The organism is Enterobacter sp. JJBC, from assembly GCF_036936505.1.
Classification (GTDB): Bacteria; Pseudomonadota; Gammaproteobacteria; order Enterobacterales; family Enterobacteriaceae; genus Enterobacter; species Enterobacter hormaechei_C.
In genome coordinates this window covers 3,256,168-3,271,871 of sequence record NZ_CP136935.1, presented here as the reverse complement: position 1 = coordinate 3,271,871, position 15,704 = coordinate 3,256,168, and the positions used below count along the sequence as shown (strand labels likewise).

10 protein-coding genes are annotated in these 15,704 nt (G+C 55.6%); 7 read left to right on the top strand and 3 right to left on the bottom strand.

From position 1 onward, the window contains the following. Nucleotides 1–15: 15 nt before the first annotated feature. A complete protein-coding gene (rcsC, locus tag RY075_RS15715) occupies nucleotides 16–2,862 on the top strand; it encodes a two-component system sensor histidine kinase RcsC (RefSeq protein ID WP_022651523.1) in 2,847 nt (948 codons plus the stop codon). A gap of 111 nt (nucleotides 2,863–2,973) precedes the next feature. Here the strand turns inward: rcsC and rcsB are convergent, their stop codons facing one another. Both rcsB and rcsD read right to left on the bottom strand, forming a co-directional pair. Then, entirely contained in the window at nucleotides 2,974–3,624 is a 651-nt protein-coding gene (gene rcsB / locus RY075_RS15710) for a response regulator transcription factor RcsB (RefSeq protein ID WP_003859405.1), read from the bottom strand. Nucleotides 3,625–3,640: 16 nt separating this feature from the next. Further along, entirely contained in the window at nucleotides 3,641–6,313 is a 2,673-nt protein-coding gene (gene rcsD, locus RY075_RS15705; RefSeq protein ID WP_003859403.1) for a phosphotransferase RcsD, read from the bottom strand. Between the two features lie 743 nt (nucleotides 6,314–7,056). On the opposite strand from rcsD, the gene RY075_RS15700 reads away from it, so the two are divergent. The 6 genes from RY075_RS15700 (at nucleotide 7,057) to mgtE (ending at nucleotide 14,400) form a co-directional block, all read left to right on the top strand. Then, nucleotides 7,057–8,151 carry a porin OmpC gene (locus RY075_RS15700; protein ID WP_047055377.1) on the top strand — a complete coding sequence of 365 codons (1,095 nt, stop codon included), beginning with the start codon at nucleotides 7,057–7,059 and terminating at the stop codon, nucleotides 8,149–8,151. 114 nt (nucleotides 8,152–8,265) lie between these two features. Further along, entirely contained in the window at nucleotides 8,266–9,321 is a 1,056-nt protein-coding gene (apbE, locus tag RY075_RS15695) for an FAD:protein FMN transferase ApbE (protein ID WP_023300605.1), read from the top strand. A gap of 72 nt (nucleotides 9,322–9,393) precedes the next feature. Then, nucleotides 9,394–10,452 (top strand): bifunctional DNA-binding transcriptional regulator/O6-methylguanine-DNA methyltransferase Ada, encoded by a 1,059-nt coding sequence (gene ada / locus RY075_RS15690; protein ID WP_232967294.1) that lies wholly within the window; start codon nucleotides 9,394–9,396, stop codon nucleotides 10,450–10,452. Then, nucleotides 10,452–11,102, top strand: coding sequence for a DNA oxidative demethylase AlkB (gene alkB, locus RY075_RS15685; RefSeq protein ID WP_032609716.1), 651 nt, complete (start codon nucleotides 10,452–10,454; stop codon nucleotides 11,100–11,102). Before ada ends, alkB begins: the two co-directional genes overlap by 1 nt. 76 nt (nucleotides 11,103–11,178) lie before the next feature. After that, nucleotides 11,179–12,822: a multidrug ABC transporter permease/ATP-binding protein gene (locus RY075_RS15680; RefSeq protein ID WP_003859392.1), complete on the top strand. Its 1,644-nt coding sequence runs from the start codon at nucleotides 11,179–11,181 to the stop codon at nucleotides 12,820–12,822. A gap of 141 nt (nucleotides 12,823–12,963) precedes the next feature. Beyond that, nucleotides 12,964–14,400, top strand: a complete 1,437-nt coding sequence (gene mgtE, locus RY075_RS15675) for a magnesium transporter (RefSeq protein ID WP_006811337.1) — start codon at nucleotides 12,964–12,966, stop codon at nucleotides 14,398–14,400. On the opposite strand, the gene RY075_RS15670 is transcribed toward mgtE, so the two are convergent. Then, complete coding sequence (locus RY075_RS15670; protein WP_109948982.1) at nucleotides 14,363–15,658, bottom strand: SulP family inorganic anion transporter; 1,296 nt, start codon at nucleotides 15,656–15,658, stop codon at nucleotides 14,363–14,365. The two genes, mgtE and RY075_RS15670, sit on opposite strands and share 38 nt — an antisense overlap. Nucleotides 15,659–15,704: the final 46 nt, after the last annotated feature.

Here is a 15,704-nt window from a genome sequence, read left to right as displayed (position 1 = left end):
CGGAGCCTCGCCCCTTTGAAATACCTCGTCTCCTTTCGTACCACGTTAAAAGTCTCCCGCTATCTGTTTCGGGCGCTTGCGCTACTGCTATGGTTGCTGGTGGCACTGCTCTCGGTGTTTTACATCGTTAACGCGTTACACCAGAAAGAAGCGGAGATCCGCCAGGAGTTTAATTTGAGCTCGGATCAGGCTCAGCGCTATATCCAGCGTACGTCTGACGTGATGAAAGAGCTTAAGTATATTGCTGAGAATCGACTGACGGCGGAGAACGGCATTCTTGCCATCCGCGGTCGGGATGAAAAAACCGAAGTGCCTGATTTCGAACCGCTCTTCCCGGATTCCGATTGTTCCGCCATGGGCAAAGCCTGGCGTGGTTCACTGGAGTCCCTGTCATGGTTTATGCGCTACTGGCGCGATAACTTCTCGGCCGCTTACGATCTGAACCGTGTCTACCTGATTAGCAACGAAAATCTCTGCATGGCGGATTTCGGCCTGCGGGATATGCCCGTCGAACGCGAAGACGCGCTGAAAAGCCTGCATGAGCGCATAGTGAAATACCGTAATGCGCCTCAGGAAGAGCGCGGGAACAACATCTTCTGGATAAGCCAGGGGCCGCGCATGGGGGTCGGCTATTTCTATGCCCTGACTCCGGTTTACCTCGGAAACCGCCTGCAAGCGCTGCTGGGGATTGAACAAACCATCCGCATGGAAAACTTCTTCACGCCGGGCAGTCTGCCGATGGGCGTGACCATTCTGGATGAAAACGGCCATCCGCTCATCTCCCTTACCGGGCCTGAAAACCGCCTGAAGGTGGAACCCAGCTGGATGCAGGAGCGGTCATGGTTTGGCTATACCTCCGGGTTCCGCGAGCTGGTGCTGAAGAAAAGTTTACCGCCATCGTCGCTGAGCATTGTCTACTCGCTGCCGGTGGACAAGGTCCTGGAGCGCATTCGCATCCTGATCCTTAACGCCATTTTGCTGAACATCGCGGTAGGCGTCGCGCTGTTTATGCTGGCGAGAATGTATGAGCGGCGGATCTTTATTCCGGCGGAGGCGGATGCTCAGCGTCTGGAGGAGCACGAGCAGTTTAACCGTAAAATTGTCGCCTCGGCACCGGTGGGGATCTGCATCCTGCGTACTCAGGACGGGACAAATATCCTCAGTAACGAGCTTGCCCATAACTACCTGAACATGCTAACGCATGAAGACCGTCAGCGGTTAACGCAGATCATCTGTGGGCAACAGGTTAACTTTGTGGATGTGCTGACCAGCACCCACACCAACCTGCAAATCAGCTTTGTCCATTCGCGCTACCGTAATGAAAACGTGGCGATTTGCGTGCTGGTGGACGTCTCTGCGCGCGTGAAAATGGAAGAGTCGTTGCAGGATATGGCGCAGGCGGCGGAGCAGGCCAGTCAGTCGAAATCGATGTTCCTCGCGACCGTCAGCCATGAGCTGCGTACGCCGCTGTACGGTATTATCGGTAACCTCGATCTGCTCCAGACCAAAGAGCTGCCGAAAGGGGTCGACCGGCTGGTGACGGCCATGAACAACTCGTCCAGCCTGCTGCTGAAAATCATCAGCGATATTCTCGACTTCTCTAAAATTGAATCCGAGCAGTTGAAAATAGAGCCGCGCGAGTTCTCCCCGCGCGAGGTGATGAACCATATCTGCGCCAACTATCTGCCGCTGGTGGTGCGTAAACAGCTTGGGCTGTACTGCTTTATCGAGCCGGATGTGCCCCTGACGCTGCATGGCGATCCGATGCGTCTGCAACAGGTCATCTCAAACCTGCTGAGCAACGCCATCAAATTCACCGATATCGGCTGTATTGTGCTGCACGTGTGTCGGGCAGGGGAGTACCTGACCATTCGCGTGCGCGACACGGGGGTGGGGATTCCGGCGAAAGAAGTTGTTCGCCTGTTCGATCCGTTCTTCCAGGTGGGAACCGGCGTCCAGCGTAATTTTCAGGGGACCGGGCTAGGTCTGGCGATTTGCGAGAAGCTAATCAGCATGATGGACGGGGATATCTCCGTCGATACTGAGCCGGGTATGGGCAGCCAGTTCACCATTCGTATTCCGCTCTATTCGGCGCATTATCCGGCGAAAACCACGGTCGACGGCCTGAGCGATAAGCACTGCTGGCTGGCGGTGCACAACGCCTCCTTACATGATTTCCTGACCTCAATGCTGACCAGCAGCGGCGTGCGGGTTTCGCGCTACGAAGGCCAGACGCCGGGCGCGGATGACATGCTGATCACCGACGTTGAGCCGGAGCAGGCATGGGCGGGGCGCGGCGTGGTGATGTTCTGCCGCCGTCATATCGGTATTCCGCTTGAGCGTTCGCCTGGGGTATGGGTGCACAGCGTGGCGACACCGCACGAGCTGCTGGGCTTGCTGGCGCGCATTTACAGCGTGCAGCTTGAAGACAGCGACGGCGCCACCGTGCTGGCTTCCCCTGATGAGCTGGCGTCGGTGAATGACGATATGATGATTCTGGTCGTCGACGATCATCCGATTAACCGTCGTCTGCTCGCAGACCAGCTTGGCTCTCTGGGCTATCAGTGTAAAACGGCCAATGATGGCGTGGATGCCCTGAATGTCTTAAGTAAGAACCATATTGATATTGTGCTCAGCGATGTGAACATGCCTAACATGGACGGCTACCGTCTGACGCAGCGTATCCGACAGTTGGGGCTGACGCTACCGGTGGTGGGGGTGACAGCCAACGCGCTGGCGGAGGAGAAGCAGCGCTGTCTGGAGTCGGGAATGGACAGCTGCCTGTCGAAGCCGGTCACGCTGGATGTACTGAAGCAGACGCTATCCGTCTATGCGGAGCGGGTACGAAAAGCGAGACAATAAAAAAGGCCCGAAAGGGCCTTTTTTATGTGCCCGGCGGCGCTGCGCTTGCGCGGGCCTGCGGGGTTTGTAGGCCGGGTAAGCGCGAGCGCCACCCGGCATAGACAGCGAAGATCAGTCTTTGTCCGTTGCGCTCAGCGTCACGGAAGAGAGATAGTTCAGCAGGGCGATATCGTTATCCACACCCAGCTTCATCATCGCGGATTTTTTCTGGCTACTGATGGTTTTAATACTGCGGTTCAGCTTCTTGGCGATTTCAGTGACCAGGAAACCTTCAGCGAACAGACGCAGAACTTCACTCTCTTTAGGCGAGAGACGCTTGTCGCCATAACCACCCGCGCTGATTTTTTCAAGCAGGCGTGAGACGCTCTCAGGAGTGAATTTCTTCCCTTTCTGTAGCGCCGCCAGCGCTTTTGGCAGATCGGTAGGTGCGCCTTGTTTCAGCACAATCCCTTCAATATCGAGATCCAGAACGGCGCTCAGGATCGCCGGGTTATTGTTCATGGTCAGAACAATGATCGAAATGTCCGGGAAGTGGCGTTTAATGTATTTGATGAGCGTGATCCCATCACCGTATTTATCTCCAGGCATGGAGAGATCGGTAATGAGCACGTGCGCATCAAGTTTAGGCAGGTTGTTAATGAGGGCTGTGGAATCTTCAAATTCACCGACTACATTCACCCACTCGATCTGTTCAAGTGATTTGCGAATACCGAACAGTACAATCGGATGGTCATCGGCAATAATTACGTTCATATTGTTCATGTATAAGGCTACCTTGCTACAGCAAGCTCTTGACGTAAGCGTCAATGTCGCTGATGTATTTTTCAATGCCAGAGGCATCTTTCTCACGAATTAGATGTTCCAGCGTTTCACATAACTGCTTGCCGGGAACCAGATTAAGCATGGCAAACACCCCTTTAAGCCGGTGTGCTGTCTGTGCCAGCGCTGCAAAATCCTGCGCAGCGGACTCAGTATACAACCGCTTAACATCATCTGGTACTGTATCAACGAAGAGCGAATAATATCCGCTGGCATGGAGTTCGGCATTTTCATCGCCGCCTAACGGTGACTCCAGGATCTCTTCCTGCGCCAGATTCTCTTCAATCAGTTGTAATACAGCTTCCTGCATTGCATTGCTCATATTAAAGTTGACGCGCAGCTGCCCAGGGCCGATTTTCCGCACGCCTGGCTCATCATCGCTTAAAAGCAAGCCTGAGGCAGTAAGATTAGACGGATTATCAGTTAAAAATAGATCAAATTCTTGACTCGCGAGCCTTTCGTCCGGGGTAATGCAGGACGCACCCCAGTTTTCCAGCTGACGTACGACGATATTTCGGATCTCACTGGAGGTCACATCCACCATCACCACCACATCGTCCAGCAGACGCTCTTCATCCTCTTCCTGTGGATTCGCCGCCATTTTAACGTGTAAAGAGTAGCGGGTGCCGAGGGATTCGCGCGCCTTAATGTTCAGATGACCGCCCAGCTTACGCGCCAGCTGATCGCAAAGCCAGAAGGTGAGGGCATTCGCCTTACCGTAGTGGTCGCGCTGGGTATCGTTCAGGAACGGGAAGTGCAGGTTATCAATTTCGCTCACGGTCACGCCTTCGCCCGTATCCAGGATGCGGAACGTCAGACGATCGTCGGTGGACTCATCGGTGCTGACTTCAAGGGTGATCTTGCCGATCTGCGTCGTGGTGACGGCATACTGAATCAACATCATCAGGATGCGACGCAGGGCATCGCGATCGCCATGACGTTCGTCGTTGGCCGGTAAATGGTTGTTGATCAGCAGCTGGAGTCCCTTGCGCTTGATCACCGGCAGGACTTCCGGCACCACCTCATCAATCAGGTCCTGGATGGAGAAGAGCGTAGGGGTGCCCTTCCAGATGTCATTCTCCAGCATGTTCGCAAGCTGGATTTCGTCCACCAGACGAACCAGTGAATCGGCCTGGCTGCTTAGCTGTCGGCTTTCTGGCGTGCTCAGATCAGCAATCTGTGTGGCGAGTGACTTCAACGGCTGTTTAAAGGCATCGCCAATATTTTGCATAAACGCGGCGCGGCCATGCTGGTTTTTCTCGTACAGCCTTTGCGCCTGCTTGAGCTTTTTATTCACCAGCACTTCGCGATCCTGATCGCGAATGATGAAGATTTGCGTGCGCGACGCGACCTGACTGCGGAACTGACGGATCTCATACAGTTCATTATTAATGGTGGCCTGGATGACACCCTGATGCTGGTCCGCCATGGCCGTAATATTTTGCAGGTTAAGATGCGGCAGAAGGTGATCGGCAATTTTATTGCTCATTACCGTGCGGTTTGCCTCCTGATCGTGAACGAGCACCCCAAGCGGCAGCACGGAAATAATCTCTTCATTCAGGGCACGAAGAATGCGCAGCTCGTTGCTGGTCCCGGCTGATACCGACGTCGAGTCGCTCTGGCGGCCCGACTGGAAACGGAAGGTGCTGTAACCAAACAGCGCCAGCGCCAGCAGGCCGATATTCAGCAGCAGCGGCAGCAGAATGTTTTGCAGAGTATCAAGCATCAGGGTGCCAAAAGGCACCTGCCACACCAGACGCATACCGGTTGAGTTGAGCGATGAGGCAATCTCAATCTTTGAGCCATTAAATGAGATCGCTACGCTGTCCGCGCCTTCTTTATCCGACGGCGAGCGCATATTTTGGGTGCTATTGTCTGGCTCCAGACGGAAGCTGTCCAGCGGCATATCCGGTGGGATGAGATCGTTAATCGGCAGGTCGAAGGCAACCACGGTCGCCAGATGGCCCGGCTGGTTAAAGGTGGTTCGCAGCGTAAAGTAGTGACCATTCTGCCAGGCAAGACGGCGTAATGACGAGAAACTTTCGCGCTCGTCCAGCGCGTTGGCCTGTTGCAGCATTTCTGCCCGACGGGAATCGACAATACTGCCAACGGTGGTCTCTTTAAAGCCCGACGAGAGATCCTTAAGCGGCAGGGTCGAGATCAGGATCATGCTGTTGTCCTGACCGTTCAGGTAATACATGGACCACGGTACGGTCTCGGCGCCCCACAGGGTGTCCAGATAGGAGGAGATCCGCTGCGTCATCTCAAGCGTTGCGCTGTCGTGCGAGCCGAAAATCAGGGCTTCCGTCTTGCGCTGCGGTTTTTCAAGGTAATACACATCCTGCTTAAGGCGCGTTTCCTGCAACCCTTCGCCTGACGAGGTGGCAGGCGCGGCAGCGATATTGTCGTAGATTTGCCAGGTCGCATAGCGCCACGTATCAATGCGTTTATGCACCGCATGGGTGATATCGACGATTTGATAGCTTTTATCTTTAAGCCAGGTGTTAACGGCGCTCTGGATCATCACTCCCATTGTGACTAACAGCACAACGATCAACAGAAGAAAGAAACGGGTGATGCTGCCCGGTAGAAGGGAGAATTTGCTCGGGGCGGTAGTTTCAGTCTGACTCATCGATGTGTTTAACCCGTAATGGCCGCGCAGTAATGGGATAGGGCAGTATAAAGGGTAATAACTGAATTTCCAGCGTCGTTATCGGTATAACCTTGACTTTTTATCCGGGTAACCGGCTTCAACGTCGCCGGGTGAAAGGTGTACAAAACCCCGTGAAATGTATAAATACGCCATCGCACCGGCAGAAAAATAGCACGAATAAACAAGAAATTAATTTCGATAGCATAAAAACAATTAAGTGCAAGCCGTATTCGGGATTTAGTTAATAGTCGTTATTATTACCAAGCGGTAGCACATTAAATGTAGGTTGACGTAAAGAAAGGTAAAAAAAAACCGAATGCGAAGCATCCGGTTCAATTAGGGATAAACAGACATTCAGAACTGAATGACGGTAATAAATAAAGTTAATGATGATAGCGAGGGTTATTTTAGTGGTGTTGAAGGGAATTTTTTTGTCATTCAGTGCTGTACTGTTTTTTACGGCAATTTGCTGAATTTAATGCGATATATTTTTGTTTTGATTATCCGTGCTATATTTTTAAACTATTAATGCTCTGTAAAAGTTCCTCCAAATTTACAAATTGAAACATCTTGATGGTAAAGTGAAACATCTTCAAAGTTTTCGTATCATATTCCTGTTGGATTATTCTGCATTTTTGAGGAGAATGAACTTGCCGACTGGTTAAGAGGGTTGACCAGTAAGCAGTGGTAAATAATAAGGCATATAACAGAGGGTTAATAAAATGAAAGTTAAAGTACTGTCCCTCCTGGTACCAGCTCTGCTGGTGGCAGGCGCAGCAAATGCGGCTGAAATTTATAACAAAGACGGCAACAAATTAGATCTGTACGGTAAAGTGGATGGCCTGCACTATTTCTCTGATGACGACAGTGCAGACGGCGACCAGACCTACATGCGTCTGGGCTTCAAAGGCGAAACTCAGGTTAACGACCAGCTGACCGGTTACGGCCAGTGGGAATACCAGATCCAGGGTAACTCTGGTGAGAACGAAAACAACTCATGGACGCGTGTGGCGTTCGCAGGTCTGAAATTCGCTGATGCGGGTTCATTCGACTATGGTCGTAACTACGGCGTTGTTTACGATGTAACTTCCTGGACCGACGTTCTGCCGGAATTCGGCGGCGATACCTACGGTTCTGACAACTTCATGCAGCAGCGTGGTAACGGCTTCGCGACCTACCGTAACCAGGACTTCTTCGGTCTGGTTGATGGTCTGAACTTCGCGTTGCAGTACCAGGGTAAAAACGGCAGCGCAAGCGGCGAAGGCCAGACCAACAACGGTCGTGAGGCACTGCGTCAGAACGGTGATGGCTACGGCGGCTCTCTGACCTATGATCTGGGCGAAGGCTTCGCTATCGGTACGGCAGTCACCAGTTCTAAACGTACTGCTGACCAGAACGCTGCGCGCTACTACGGTGAAGGCGATCGCGCAGAGACCTACACCGGTGGTCTGAAATACGACGCGAACAACATCTACCTGGCTGCACAGTATACTCAGACTTACAACGCGACCCGTGCGGGCGACCTGGGCTGGGCTAACAAAGCGCAGAACTTCGAAGTGGTTGCGCAGTATCAGTTTGACTTCGGTCTGCGTCCATCCGTGGCGTACCTGCAATCTAAAGGTAAGGACCTGGAAAACGGCTACGGCGACCAGGATCTGCTGAAATATGTTGATGTTGGCGCGACTTACTACTTCAACAAAAACATGTCCACCTACGTTGATTACAAAATCAACCTGGTTGATGAGAACGACTTCACTCGCGCAGCAGGTATCGGTACTGACGATATCGTCGCGCTGGGTCTGGTTTACCAGTTCTAATTGCTCATACAGCGACAAAGGGGCCATTAGGCCCCTTTTTTCATGCTTTTTTAGGGTCTTACAAATACGCTGTTTTAGTGTACTCTTGCCGCCCTGGCATGAGGATAATAACCAATGGATATGACTTTTTTACGCGCCAGCGTTCTGGCGACTTTTTTACTCCTGACCGCGTGTGACTCTTCCACACAGCCCGCAAAAATCGACGCACCCGCCGCGACGGTGCTGGAAGGGAAAACCATGGGGACCTTCTGGCGCGTCAGCGTGATGGATATTGATAAATCCCGCGCTGAAGAATTACGCGGTAAAATTCAGGCGCAGCTGGATGCCGACGATCAGCTACTCTCTACCTATAAAAATGACTCAGCGCTGATGCGTTTCAATCGCTCCAGCAGCACCTCGCTGTGGCCGGTGAGCGAAGCAATGGCCGATATCGTCACGGAAGCCATGCGCGTGGGCTACAAAACCAACGGCGCAATGGATGTGACCGTGGGGCCGCTGGTGAACCTGTGGGGATTTGGCCCCAACAAGCAGCCGGTGACTACACCCGATCAAGCCGCCATCGACGACGCCCGCGCGCGTACAGGGTTACAGCATCTGGCGGTGATCTCCCAGTATGGTCAGCAATACCTGCAAAAAGATATTCCCGACCTGTTTGTGGATCTCTCCACGGTAGGCGAGGGGTATGCTGCGGATCATCTCGCGGCCCTGATGGCGCAGGAAGGCATTCCGCGTTATCTGGTTTCCGTCGGGGGCGCGCTCGTCAGCCGGGGCATGAACGCCAGCGGCAGGCCGTGGCGAGTGGCCATCCAAAAACCAACCGATCAGCAAAACGCGGTGCAGGCGATTGTCGACATCAACGGGCATGGTATCAGCACCTCCGGAAGCTACCGCAACTATTACGAGCTGGATGGCAAACGTATCTCGCACGTGATTGATCCGCAAACCGGACGCCCGATTACCCATAACCTGGTGTCCGTGACGGTGATAGCCCCAACCGCGCTGGAGGCGGATGCCTGGGATACCGGATTGATGGTGCTCGGCACGGAGAAGGCCAAAGAGGTGGTGCGTCAGGAAGGGCTGGCCGTCTATATGATCACTAAAGAGGCTGACGGGTTTAAAACCTGGAGTTCGCCGCAGTTCAACAGCTTCCTGGTGAGCGAAAAAAATTAAAAAGCAAGGTTGCGGGTTTTTGTTCGGTGGCGTTCAGGCAAGCTGAGCGTATGCTTGTGAGAGGAGCCGATGATGAAAAACACAACCTATCTTACCGATGAGGATCGCTGGCAGGCCGTACTGGCCCGCGATCCGCGTGCGGATAACCAGTTTGTCTTTGCCGTGCAGACGACCGGCATTTATTGTCGTCCGTCCTGTCGCGCCCGCCACGCGCTGCGTAAAAATGTCTGCTTTTATCCTGATGCTCACCAGGCCGCGCAGGCGGGTTTCCGCCCCTGTAAGCGCTGTAGGCCGGACCAGGGCGACCCAATGGCACAGAAAAAGGCCAACATTGCGCTGGCCTGTCGACTGCTTGAACAGGATGCCTCGCTGAACCTGGAGGCACTGGCGCAGCAGGTTGCCATGAGTCCGTTCCATTTCCACCGCTTGTTTAAATCCGTCACCGGCATGACGCCGAAAGCATGGCAGCAGGCCGCGCGTGAACAACGCCTGCGCACCCTGCTTGCACAGGGCGGTAAAATCACCGACGCCGTACTGGCCGCTGGCTTTCCGGACGGCAGCAGTTACTACCGTAAAGCCAACGGCGCGCTGGGCATGACGGCAAAACAGTACCGCAACGGAGAGGCTGCGGTCCGCTATGCCATCAGTGACTGCTCGCTAGGCCGCTGTCTGGTGGCGGAAAGCGAGCGCGGGATCTGCGCAATACTGCTGGGTGATGACGACGCCGGGCTGACGGCTGAGCTGCTGTCACTGTTTCCGCTTGCCGTCCGTGAACCGATGGAAGGCGCATTTGCCGGGCGTGTACGTCAGGTGATTGCCTCTGTCGACAGCCGCGCGACGCCGCTGACGCTGCCGCTGGATATCCGGGGTACCGCCTTCCAGCAGCAGGTCTGGCAGGCGCTGCGGACTATCCCCTGCGGAGAAACGGCAAGCTATCAGCAGGTGGCAAAGGCCATTGGTAAACCCAATGCCGTACGTGCCGTGGCGGGGGCCTGCGGTGCCAACAAACTGGCGATAGTCATCCCCTGTCACCGCGTGGTGCGTAACGACGGCGCGCTGTCGGGTTATCGCTGGGGCGCAGCGCGTAAGGTGCTATTGTTGAAACGTGAGGCGAACAACCCGGAGGAATAATGCTCGATCTTTTTGCTGATGCTGAACCCTGGCAGGAGTCGCTCGCGCCGGGGGCGACGATCCTGAGACGCTTCGCGCTTTCCCGCGCGGCGGCGCTGTTCGACGGCATTAAAGCCGTCACCGCCCGTTCGCCGTTTCGCCATATGGTTACGCCGGGCGGGTATACCATGTCCGTGGCGATGACCAACTGCGGCGAACTGGGATGGGCGACGAATGAGCGGGGCTATGTATATGCCGCGTACGATCCGCTGACGGATCAGCCGTGGCCGCCGATGCCGGAGGCGTTTCAGGCGCTGTGTCATGATGCCGCCGTGGCGGCCGGCTATCCTGATTTTCGACCCGATGCCTGTCTTATTAACCGCTATGCCGTTGGGGCAAAGCTCTCCTTGCATCAGGATAAGGACGAGCCGGACCTGCGCGCGCCGATTGTCTCGGTATCCCTTGGGCTGCCCGCTGTCTTTCAGTTTGGCGGCCTGCGGCGCAACGACCCGCTCAAACGGCTGATGCTGGAGCATGGTGATGTGGTGGTCTGGGGCGGTGAATCACGGCTTTTTTACCACGGTATTCAGCCGCTTAAACCTGGCGATCACCCGGTGGCGGGGGCATTTCGCTACAACCTCACGTTCCGCCAGGCAGCGTACAGAGAATAAAAATAAGAATTATTCTTGATGTGTGTGAAAGGCAGTTTACACTGCTGGCTGATTTTTCTTGTCCGGATTGCTCTGCATGCAACTACTTCTTCTTGTCTGGCGGCAGTATCGCTGGCCTTTTATCGCAGTGATGGCGTTAAGCCTTGCCAGCGCGGCGCTGGGGATCGGCCTGATTGCCTTCATTAACGTGCGTTTGATCGAAATGGTCGACACGTCACTCTCCGTCCTGCCGGAATTTCTGGGTTTACTGCTGCTGCTGATGGCCGTCACGCTCGGGTCACAGCTGGCGCTGACCGCCCTCGGCCACCATTTCGTTTTCCGTCTGCGCAGTGAGTTCATCAAACGGATCCTTGATACTCAGGTGGAACGCATCGAGCAGCTGGGAAGTGCCTCTCTGCTGGCGGGGCTGACCAGCGATGTGCGCGCCATTACCATCGCCTTTGTGCGCCTGCCGGAGCTGGTGCAGGGGATCATCCTGACCTTTGGCTCGGCAGCCTATCTCGCCTGGCTCTCCAGCAAAATGCTGGCGGTAACGGCGCTGTGGATTGTTATTACCATCTGGGGCGGGTTCCTGCTGGTATCACGCGTCTATAAGCACATGGCGGTGCTGCGCGAAACGGAAGACAAGCTCTATAACGATTACCAGACGGTGCTGGAAGGGCGCAAAGAGCTGACGCTGAACCGCGAGCGCGCCGAACATATCTTCAACCATCTCTATATCCCGGATGCGCACGAATATCGTCATCACATTATTCGCGCCGATACGTTCCACCTGAGCGCCGTGAACTGGTCCAACATCATGATGCTGGGCGCGATTGGCCTGGTGTTCTGGATGGCGAACAGCCTGGGGTGGGCGGATACCAACGTGGCGGCAACCTACTCCCTGACGCTGCTGTTTTTACGCACGCCGCTGCTGTCGGCCGTTGGCGCACTGCCGACGCTGCTGAGCGCACAGGTGGCCTTCAACAAGCTGAAGAAGTTCGACCTTGCGCCGTTTAAGGCTGAGTTCCCGCGCCCGCAGGCCTTCCCGAACTGGCAAACGCTGGAGCTGCGTAACGTTACCTTCCGCTATCAGGATAACGCCTTCTCCGTAGGGCCGATCAACCTGACCATTCACCGCGGCGAACTGCTGTTCCTGATCGGCGGTAACGGCAGCGGCAAATCCACGCTGGCGATGCTGCTGACGGGCCTCTACCAGCCGCAGTCGGGTGAAATTTTGCTGGATGGTAAAGCGCTGAGCGCGGAGAAACCGGAGGACTACCGCAAGCTCTTCTCGGCGGTATTTACCGACGTCTGGCTGTTCGACCGGCTGCTGGGACCGGAAGGGCAGCAGGCGGATCCGGCGCTGGTGGAGAAGTGGCTTGCGCACCTGCAAATGTCGCACAAGCTGGAGCTTCAGGATGGCAAAATCCTGAATCTCAAGCTGTCGAAAGGGCAGAAGAAGCGCGTGGCGCTGCTGCTGGCGCTGGCCGAAGAGCGCGACATCATCCTTCTGGATGAATGGGCCGCCGATCAGGACCCGCACTTCCGTCGCGAGTTTTATCAGGTCCTGCTGCCGCTGATGCAGGCGATGGGAAAAACCATTTTTGCCATCAGCCATGACGATCACTACTTCATTCACGCCGACCGTCTGCTGGAGATGCGCGACGGCAAGCTGAGCGAGCTGACCGGCGATGAGCGCGATGCGGCGTCACGGGACGCGGTGGCGCGTACGGCCTGATTGCAATTGTGCCGGGTGAACCCCGGCACACTAATTTTTTCATATATGCCGTTTTTTTCTCCATCCCGACCCGCCGTTTATTCTTATTTACATATCCCCGCGCTATGCTTAACGCCAACTCATTTAATGGATTTATGATTGATGTCGGTATTAAAGAAAAACAGCGCCAGGCAGCGTGACCAGGAGCGTGCGCGGCTCATCTGGCTCCTGACGACTGATAAAGCGGTCACGTCAACGTTATTGGGTAAGCTAACCCTGGCTGAGCAATATGATGTCGGCACGCTGGCCGACGATATTGCTGAGGTAGGTGCGCTGGTTGCACATTTACCACCTCCGGATCTGGCGGACACCCTGGAGGCATTGCCTTCCGAGGAGCGCCACGCCCTGTGGCGGCTGGTGCAGGATCACGAGCGTGGTCAGGTGCTGCTTGAAGCCTCGGAAAACGTCTGGGATGACCTTATCGATGAGATGAGCGACCGGGACATTCTTGACGCACTGCAAACGCTGGATATCGACGAGCAGATCTACCTTGTACAGCACCTTCCGCGAAACCTGACCGGACGCCTGCTGGCTTCCCTGCCTGCCGAAGAGCGGGCGCGCGTGCGTCAGGTGATGCACTACGAGAAAAACAGCGTCGGCGCGATCATGGAGTTTGGCGTCATCACCGTGCGTCCGGACGTCACCCTGGGGACGGTGCAGCGCTATCTTCGTCGCCTGGGCAGTATGCCGGACAACACCGATAAACTGTTCGTCACCTCGCGGGATAAAACCCTGCTCGGGGAGCTGGAGCTGAAAACGATCCTGCTGAACAGCACCCAGCAGCGGGTGAGTGAGGTCATGGAAACCGAGCCGATGGTCTTCTCGCCGGAAGACGATGCCGAAAAAGCGGCGCGTACTTTCGAACGTGATGACCTGGTGAGCGCGGCGGTGGTGGATTCGGTGGGCAAGCTGATGGGGCGTCTGACCATCGATGAGATCGTTGACGTGGTCTATGAAGAGACCGATAACGACCTGCGTGCCCTTGGCGGGATCAGTGCCGAAGACGATGTTCATGCCTCCGTCGGCAAGGCCGTCAAAACCCGCTGGGCGTGGCTCGCCATCAATTTATGCACCGCGTTCGTGGCGTCCCGCGTTATTGACGGCTTCGAACATACCATTTCCCAGCTGGTGGCCCTGGCGTCGCTGATGCCGATTGTGGCGGGGATCGGCGGGAACACCGGCAACCAGACTATCACCATGATCGTTCGCGCCCTGGCGCTGGAAAACATTCAGCCGGGTAATTTTTCGTGGCTGATTTTCAGGGAGATGGGCGTCGCGCTGATTAACGGCCTGGTCTGGGGCGGCATCATGGGCGGCATTACCTGGTGGCTGTACGATGATATGGCGCTGGGCGGGGTCATGATGCTGGCGATGGTGCTGAACCTGCTGGTGGCGGCGATGATGGGCGTGATTATCCCATTGACGATGACCCGGCTGGGGCGCGACCCCGCGGTGGGGTCGAGCGTGATGATCACCGCCATTACCGATACCGGCGGTTTCTTTATTTTTCTTGGACTGGCGACGATTTTTCTTCTGTAGCCAGTGCTTTTTGCTTAAGTCGGGCAGGGAGGATGAACATCATCACAATCCCGCCCAGCACGCCAATCGCCAGGTTGCCGGTGTAAACCGTTGCCACAACCGTCACCAGCATCACGACGGTTTCAGCCACCGGCGCGTTTTTCAGCGTTCCGGGCTGAACGCTATGCCAGCTAAAGGTCTTGACGGCCACAATGGCCATAATACCCGCCAGTACCGCCATCGGGATTTTGGCCATCACCTCGCTGAGCGCCGTAACCAGCACCAGCAGTACGATACCCGCCGCAAGGGTGGAGATACGGCTTCTGCCTTTCCCCATCTCCACGTTTACGATGGTCTGCCCAATCATCGCGCAGCCCGCAATGCCACCGTAGAACCCGGCCATAATATTCCCCACGCCCAGACCGATGCTCTCGCGACGCTTACTGGAGGGGGTAGCGGTCAGTTCATCCACCAGTTTTGCCGTCAGCAAGGATTCCAGCAGGCCAACGAAAGCGATACTTAGCGCGCACGGCCAGATAATGCTCAGGGTTTCCAGATTGAGCGGCACCAGCAGTTGCGTAAAGCCCGGCAAACCGCCGCTCATGGAGCCTTCATCCCCTACCGTCGGCAGAATTTGCCCGCTGGTGACGGTGAACAAAGTCAGCAGCACAATGGCAATCAGCGGGGAGGGCACGCTTTTGATATAGCGTGGCACCCACAGCACAATCAGCAGCGTCAGCACGAACAGGCCCACAATCACCGGGCTTCGGCTCCAGAAATGGGGCACCTGGGCAAAGAAAATCAAAATGCCAAGGGCGTTAACAAACCCGGTCATCACCGACTGGGGAATAAAGCGCATCAGCCGCGCCATACCCAGCGCGCCGAACAGGATCTGAATCATGCCTGCCATCACCACCGCGGGCAGAATGTACTGTACGCCGTGTTGATGAACCATCGGGCCAATCACCAGCGCGACGGAACCTGCCGCCGCCGTCACCATGGCCGGACGCCCGCCGAGCAGGGAAAGGGCGAAACAGAGCACCACGGAGGCGATAAGACTCACTTTCGGATCCACGCCCGCGACCACGGAAAACGAAATCACTTCCGGGATCAGCGCCAACGCGGTAATCACACCGGCCAGGGTTTCGCGCATCAGACGGTGAGGCGAACGTAAAACAGTGGCGACATGGCCTTCTTGAGATACAGACGAGTGGGGTAATGACATAACAATTCGCTGGTAGGGGCAGGCTTCCGTGCGCGCGATCACAAAGTGCAGCATCATAGCCAGGAAAATCGTCGGGTGCCAGCCTGTCTGCCAAAACCCT